Origin of the sequence: Saccharopolyspora sp. 7B (genome assembly GCF_020177435.1) — a bacterium.
GTDB classification, from domain to species: domain Bacteria; phylum Actinomycetota; class Actinomycetes; order Mycobacteriales; family Pseudonocardiaceae; genus Saccharopolyspora_C; species Saccharopolyspora_C gregorii.
This window is the reverse complement of record NZ_JAIUKC010000026.1, coordinates 1-6,503: the sequence shown is the minus strand read 5'-3', so window position 1 is coordinate 6,503 and position 6,503 is coordinate 1. Positions and strand designations below refer to the sequence as shown.

Annotated in this window: 7 protein-coding genes; 6 read left to right on the top strand and 1 reads right to left on the bottom strand. The window is 74.4% G+C overall.

Annotation, left to right across the window (positions count from 1 at the left end):
• The first annotated feature begins 178 nt into the window (after positions 1–178).
• The 3 genes from LCD33_RS05390 (at position 179) to LCD33_RS05380 (ending at position 2,400) form a co-directional block, all read left to right on the top strand.
• Positions 179–364 (top strand): hypothetical protein, encoded by a 186-nt coding sequence (locus tag LCD33_RS05390; protein ID WP_224959429.1) that lies wholly within the window; start codon positions 179–181, stop codon positions 362–364.
• A 242-nt stretch (positions 365–606) separates the two neighbouring features.
• Positions 607–1,704 (top strand): serpin family protein, encoded by a 1,098-nt coding sequence (locus LCD33_RS05385; RefSeq protein ID WP_224959428.1) that lies wholly within the window; start codon positions 607–609, stop codon positions 1,702–1,704.
• A 129-nt stretch (positions 1,705–1,833) separates the two neighbouring features.
• On the top strand, positions 1,834–2,400 hold the full coding sequence (locus LCD33_RS05380) for a carboxymuconolactone decarboxylase family protein (RefSeq protein WP_224959427.1): 567 nt from the start codon (positions 1,834–1,836) through the stop codon (positions 2,398–2,400).
• Between the two features lie 39 nt (positions 2,401–2,439).
• Here LCD33_RS05380 and sigJ read toward each other — a convergent pair whose 3' ends face one another.
• The gene (gene sigJ / locus LCD33_RS05375; protein ID WP_224966329.1) at positions 2,440–3,357 is read right to left on the bottom strand and encodes an RNA polymerase sigma factor SigJ; all 918 of its coding nucleotides are present in this window, start codon (positions 3,355–3,357) and stop codon (positions 2,440–2,442) included.
• A gap of 65 nt (positions 3,358–3,422) precedes the next feature.
• On the opposite strand from sigJ, the gene dnaG reads away from it, so the two are divergent.
• The 3 genes from dnaG to LCD33_RS05360 form a co-directional block, all read left to right on the top strand.
• Positions 3,423–5,315 (top strand): DNA primase, encoded by a 1,893-nt coding sequence (dnaG, locus tag LCD33_RS05370; protein WP_224966330.1) that lies wholly within the window; start codon positions 3,423–3,425, stop codon positions 5,313–5,315.
• Positions 5,315–5,836 carry a hypothetical protein gene (locus LCD33_RS05365; RefSeq protein WP_224966331.1) on the top strand — a complete coding sequence of 174 codons (522 nt, stop codon included), beginning with the start codon at positions 5,315–5,317 and terminating at the stop codon, positions 5,834–5,836. Before dnaG ends, LCD33_RS05365 begins: the two co-directional genes overlap by 1 nt.
• Positions 5,837–5,885: 49 nt before the next feature.
• Positions 5,886–6,503 (top strand): methyltransferase domain-containing protein (locus tag LCD33_RS05360; protein WP_224977577.1); only part of this gene is annotated, 618 nt, incomplete at its 3' end.

The window sequence follows — 6,503 nt, the reverse complement described above, 5'->3', positions numbered from 1 at the left end:
ACACCCCCCCCCACCTTGCTTGTTTCACCGCGGCGGGGGGGGGGGGGGCGCCGCCGGGGGGCCCCCCCCCGGGCCCCCGGGGGGGGGGCCGCCCCCCCCCCCCCCCCCCCCCCCCCCCCGACTTGCTGTGCAGGTGGCGCGACCCCCGACCCGTCCCCGCGCCGCAAGGAGAGCCTCGATGCCGAACCGGCACTACATCCAGAAGCTCGTCGTCGACGGCGAGCCCTACGTGAACACCGACAACCTCGCGGACTGGGTGAACGACCTGCGCTGGCGCGACCCCGAAGCGCGCCGGGCGGCCGAGTACATCGCGCAGGAACTGCGCCTCATGGGCTTGTCGGACATCGAGGAATCCGTCAGCTAGCCGGACCCGCGAGGGCGGCCGAAGCGCGGCGACCGCACCGCGGCGATTCCGCCCGCGGTCGCGACGACGCCGTCCCGCGAGGGATCGCCGGCCGAGGTCGGTCGCTCCGCCGCCGGCGAACGCGTTCGCAGCGGCGGGCGCTGGAAGTCGCCAGGACCGGCCCGCGGCCCGTGCGGAGTGGCAGACTCGGCGGGGGAGATCCTCCCCGAACCGCCGCCGCGCCGAACGGAGCCCACCCGGCCGTGACCGAGCACCTCGACTTCAGCCTGGCCCTGCACCACCGGCTCGCCCCCGCGCCGGACCGATCGTTCACCTGGTCCCCGTACTCGGTGGCCAGCGCGCTCGGCCTGGCCACCGCGGCCGCGGCGGGCGACACCCGGGACGAACTGCTGACGGCACTGCGCGCCCCCGATCCGGAAGCCGTGCGCGGGGCGCTGTCCCCGGCCGCGGAGCTGTCCGCGACCGGCTCGGCGGAAGCGCCGGTGCTGGCGGTCGCCAACACGCTGTGGGCGCACGACGGGCTCCCGGTGCGCGAGGAGTTCCTGCGCACCTTGGGGCAGTGGCCCGGCAGCGCCGTCCGCACCGCCCCGTTCCGCGACGACCCCGACGGCGCCCGGCGGCTGATCAACGCCGACGTGGCGGAGACGACGCGCGACCTCATCCCGGAACTGCTCGACCCGGGCGCCGTCGACCCCGAGACGGTCGCCGCCCTGGTCAACGCGCTCTACCTGAAGGTGTCCTGGCGGGAGGCCTTCGACGCGAAGCGGACCGCCGAGCAGCCGTTCCACGCGCCCGGCGGGCAGCGGGCGGTACCGACGATGACCACCACCCGCAGCCTCGGGTACGCCGCGGCCGGCGGCTGGCAGGCGATCGCGCTGCCCGCCGCGGGCGGAGCGGAGGCCGTGGTCCTGCTGCCCGACGAGGACCTCGCCACCGCGGAACCGGAGCTGAGCGCCGCCGACCTGGACGCACTGCTGGCGCAGCGCCGCGACCAGCGGGTGGAGCTGTTCCTGCCGCGCTTCGACGTCACCGCGGAAGCGGAGCTCACCGAACCGCTCGGTGCGCTCGGCGTGCGCACCGCGTTCACCCCGGGCGCGGACTTCAGCGCGCTCACCGAGGCACCGCTGAAGATCTCGGCGATCGTGCACCAGGCGGTGCTGCGCGTGGACGAGGCCGGGCTGGAAGGCGCGGCGGCGACCGCGGCGATGATGCGGCTGACCGCGATCGTCCGCGAACCCGACCCGATCCGGGTGCGGGTGGACCGCCCGTTCCTGTTCCTGGTCCGCCACCGCGAATCCGGTGCGGTCTACTTCCTCGCCCGCGTCACCGACCCGTCCTGACCCGGAGGTGGACGGCGCTTCCGCTTCGGGGAGGCGCCGTTCACCTGCGCGCTGTCACGTTCCGGGTCGCTCGCCCGTCCCGGTGGTGGATCGCCCGCATCCGGCGGGCGGGGACCACCGGGAGTGATCATGCCGCGGATCGAACGCCTGCCCGCTCGGCGGGTGGGACTGCTGACGAAGCTCGCCTACCGCTACGCCCGCCGCCGCTTCGGTGCGGTGCCGGACCCGATGGCGGTGCTCGCGCACCACCGGGGCCTGCTGCTGGCGTCCTGCACCGCGGAACTGGCGGTGGACCGGGCGGCGCGGGTGCTGCCGGCGAGCCTGCGGGAGCTGGCCGTGTTCCGGACCGCGACCCGCATCGGCTGCTCGTGGTGCGTGGACTTCGGCACGATGCTGCAGCGCGACGAGGGGCTGGACGTGGCGCGGCTGCGGGAGATCGACGACCACCGCACCTCGCCGCGGTTCACCGAACTGGATCGGCTGGTCGTGGAGTACGCGGACGCGATGACCGAGCTGCCGGTGCGGGTGACCGACGAGCAGGTCGCGGAGCTGGACCGCAGGCTCGGCCACCGGGGACTGCTGGAGCTGACCTACCTGATCGCGCTGGAGAACCAGCGGACCCGCATGAACCACGCGCTGGGCCTCACCGCGCAGGGCTTCGCCTCCGGCGAGGCGTGCCGGGTGCCGATGCCGTGAGGCGCGGGCCGGGTCCCCGTCCGGCGGCGCGGCCCTCGATCAGGAATCGAAGGCGGCCGGGTCGAGGTGCGCCAGCTTGTCCGGGCTCACCAGGTCGTGCAGCTCCGCGATCCGGTCGCCGGCCACGGTGAACACCAGCACCCGCCGGAACGAGGTGCGCCCGGTCGGATCGTCCGGGTCGCCCGGCACGAACACGCCGAGATCGCCGTTGACCAGCACCGGGAACGATCCGGCGAGCGAGGCGGTGCCGTACTTGGCCACCAGCCCCAGCAGGAACCGGGAGATCTTGTCCGCGCCCACGACGGGCCGCCGGGCGGTGGACGCCTGCCCGCCGCCGTCGCCGTAGAGCGCCGCCCGTGGGTGCAGCAGCAGGGTCAGCTCGGCCACGTCACCGCTGGTCACCGCGGCCATGAACCGGTCGACGACCTCCTGCTGCCGGGGTAGCGGCGCGCGCGGCGGGGTGCCCTCGGCCAGGGACCGCCGCGCCCGGGACGCGTACTGGCGGGCGGTGGCGGCCGGGCAGCCGAGCAGGTCGGCGATCTCGCCGAACGGCACCTGGAACCCGTCGTGCAGCACGAACGCGAACCGCTGCTCGGCGGGCAGTTCGTGCAGCAGCCGCAGCGCCGCCATCCGCAGTTCCTCGCGGCCGGTCACCACGTCCTGCGGGTCGGGCGCGCCCAGCGGGCTCACCACCGGTTCGGGCAGCCACGGCCCCACGTACCGCTCCCGCCGGTGCGCGGCGGAGCGCACCTTGTCCAGGCAGAGCCGGCCGACGACGGTGCTCAGCCAGGCGCCGAGGTCGCGGATCTCACCGGGTTCGCGGGCCAGCCGCAGCCAGGCCTCCTGCACCGCGTCCTCGGCGTCGGCGAGCCCGCCGGTGAGCCGATAGGCGAGCGCGACCAGCCGCGCTCGGTGGGCGTCGAACTCGGCGGCGAGCTCCGGACCGGCGTTGGTCATGCGCCGATTGTGCGCCCCGCGGGGACACCCGTCGGTGTGTCGTGCGCGACGCCTAGACTGGCCGGGTGGCTGGAAGGATCCGAGATAGCGATGTCGCCGAGGTACGTGACCGCATCCGGATCGACGAGGTCGTCGGCGAATACGTGGCGTTGCGCAACGCCGGCGGCGGTGCTCTGAAGGGCTTGTGCCCGTTCCACGACGAGAAGACCCCGTCGTTCAACGTGCGCCCGAGCCACGGCACCTTCCACTGCTTCGGCTGCGGTGAGGGCGGCGACGTCATCGCCTTCCTCATGAAGTCCGAGCACCTGGGTTTCGTCGAATCCGTGGAGCGGCTGGCCGACCGGGCCGGGCTGCAGCTCACCTACGAGGGCGGGACGCCGGGCCCGAAGCGGGACCGCGGCACCCGCGCGCGGATGGTGGAGGCGCACCGCCTCGCCGCCGAGTTCTACGCCGAGCACCTGCGTTCGCCGGAGGCGCTGCCGGGCCGCGAGTACCTCGCCGAGCGCGGTTTCGACGAGGCCGCCGCGACCCGCTTCGGCTGCGGTTTCGCCCCGTCCGGCTGGGACAAGCTGACCAAGCACCTGCTGGGCAAGGGCTTCGAGCTCGACGAGCTGTACAAGTGCGGCCTGTCGAAGGAGGGCAGGCGCGGCCCGCTGGACCGGTTCCACCGCAGGCTGCTGTGGCCGTTGAAGGACCTGGCCGGGGACGTGGTCGGTTTCGGCGCGCGCCGCATCCACGACGACGACCCGATCGAGGCGAAGTACGTCAACACCTCCGCCACCCCGATCTTCAACAAGTCGCAGGTGCTGTTCGGCATCGACCTGGCCAAGCGGGAGATCGCGAAGCGGCACCAGGCGGTGGTCGTCGAGGGCTACACCGACGTGATGGCGATGCACCTGGCGGGCGTGCCGACGGCGATCGCGTCCTGCGGTACGGCGTTCGGCGACGACCACATCTCGGTGCTGCGGCGGCTGATGATGGACGACAACGCGTTCCGCGGCGAGGTCATCTTCACCTTCGACGGGGACGCGGCCGGGCAGAAGGCGGCGCTGAAGGCCTTCGACGGCGAGCAGCAGTTCGCGACCCAGACCTACGTGGCGATCACTCCGGACGGCATGGACCCGTGCGAGCTGCGCCAGGCCAGCGGGGACACCGCGGTGCGGGACCTGGTGGCGCGGCGCAAGCCGCTGTTCGAGTTCGCGATCCGCAGCCTGCTCACCGAGTACGACCTCGATTCGGTGGACGGCCGGGTGGAGGCGCTCAAGCGCACCGTCCCGCTGGTGGCGCAGATCAAGGACGTGGAGCGCCGCGACGGCTACGCGGTGCAGCTGTCCGGCTGGGTCGGCTGGAACGACGAGAACCAGATCGTGCGCCGGGTCCGCGAGTCCGCGGGCGCGCCGGCCAAGCCGCAGCGCCGCCGCGCGCCGCGCAACCCCGACCAGGGGTCGCTGGGCATGGACGTGGAGCTGCCGCCGCGGCCGCGCCGGGACGACCCGCGCTGGTGCCAGCGGGAGACGTTGAAGCTGGCGCTGCAGGTGCCCGCGCTGTCCGGCCCGGTCTACGACTCGCTGCCGGAGGAGGCGTTCACCGAACCGGTCTACGCCGAGCTGCACCAGGCGATCGTCGCGGCGGGCGGCACCATGTCCGGCCTGTCCGGGGCGGGACTGGTGGACGCGGTGGGCCGCGAGTGCCAGGACGAGGTGACGCGGCGGCTGCTCACGCTGCTGGCGGTGGAGGCGCTGGACACGAAGTCGGAGGAGGACCCGCGCTACGTGGCGGGGGTGATCGCCCGGCTGCAGGAGATCATGGTGGGGCGCCAGATCGCGGACATCAAGTCGCGGGTGCAGCGCACCTCGCCGACGGAGAACCCGGACGAGTACAACTCGCTGTTCGGCGACATGCTGGCGCTGGAGCAGTACCGGCAGTCGTTGCTGCACCAGGCTTCGGGCGCGTTGTGATGACCTGGCTGCGCCGGTTCGCCGCCCGGTTGTCCGGCACCGCCGAGGTGCCCGCCGACTTCGCCGGTGCGCTCGGCGCCGACGAGCGGGTGCTGGCGGTGGCGCGCGCGGCGGACGGGCCGCTGGTCGCCACGCACCTCGGGCTGTGGCTGCCGGAGGGGCGGCTGCTGGGCTGGCACCTGGTGAGCAAGGCGACCTGGCGGGACGGCGTGCTGATCGTGGTCGAGGCGGTGGAGTCCGGGTCGGCGGGGGACGCGGTGCTGCTGCGGGATCTGCGCCCGCTGCGCCTGCGGCTCGCCGAACCGGGGACGCTGCCGGAGATCGTGCACACGCGGGTGACCGGGTCGATCCGCAGCACCGAGCACCGCGAGCTGCCCGGCGGCGGCGCGCGGTTCGTGCAGCGGAAGGTGCCGGGCCGCAACGGGTTGGTGCTGCAGGTGCGCGCCGATCCGGGCACCGACGAGCGGTCGCTGGCGCCGGTGGCGGCGGAGGTGGCGGAGCGGCTGCACCGGTCGCGCTGAGAGCTCCAGGACCTGGACATCCTTGCAGTACGGTCGTACTGTTCGCGCCGTGTGGGATCCGCAGAAGTACCTGTCGTTCAGCGCGCAGCGCGACCGCCCCGCGCACGACCTGCTGGCCCGCGTGCCGCAGCGACCCGCCCGCCGCGTCGTCGACCTGGGCTGCGGCGCCGGCAACCTCACCCGGCTGCTCACCGGACGCTGGCCGGACGCCGCGGTGGAGGCCACCGATTCCTCGCCGCAGATGGTCGAGGCCGCGCGCGGCAACGGCGTCGACGCCCGGCTGCAGGACGTGCGGGACTGGCGGCCCGCGCCGGACGTGGACGTGGTGCTGTGCAACGCGGTGCTGCAGTGGGTGCCCGAGCACGTCGACCTGCTGCGCGGCTGGTTGCCCGCGTTGCCCGACGGCGCCACGTTCGCCTTCCAGGTGCCCGGGAACTTCGAATCCCCGTCCTACCGCGCCATCCGCGAGGTGCTCGCCGAGCAGGGGTGGGACGTCGACGGGCTGCTGCGCGCCGATTCGGTGCGCGCGCCCGCGGAGTACGCGGACGTGCTCGCCGCCCGCGGCGCCCGGGGCGACCCCGGGGGGGCCACCGACGCCCACCCCCCCCCCCGCCCCCCCCCCCGCCGCGCCCCCCCCCCCCGCCCCGACCCCGGGAAACCTACCCAA

Excerpts from the sequence above, each read along its gene's own strand:
- LCD33_RS05390 (WP_224959429.1), top strand. The coding sequence starts at position 179 with ATGCCGAACCGGCACTACATCCAGAAGCTCGTCGTCGACGGCGAGCCC.
- LCD33_RS05380 (WP_224959427.1), top strand. The coding sequence starts at position 1,834 with ATGCCGCGGATCGAACGCCTGCCCGCTCGGCGGGTGGGACTGCTGACG.
- sigJ (WP_224966329.1), bottom strand. The coding sequence starts at position 3,357 with ATGACCAACGCCGGTCCGGAGCTCGCCGCCGAGTTCGACGCCCACCGA.
- LCD33_RS05365 (WP_224966331.1), top strand. The coding sequence starts at position 5,315 with ATGACCTGGCTGCGCCGGTTCGCCGCCCGGTTGTCCGGCACCGCCGAG.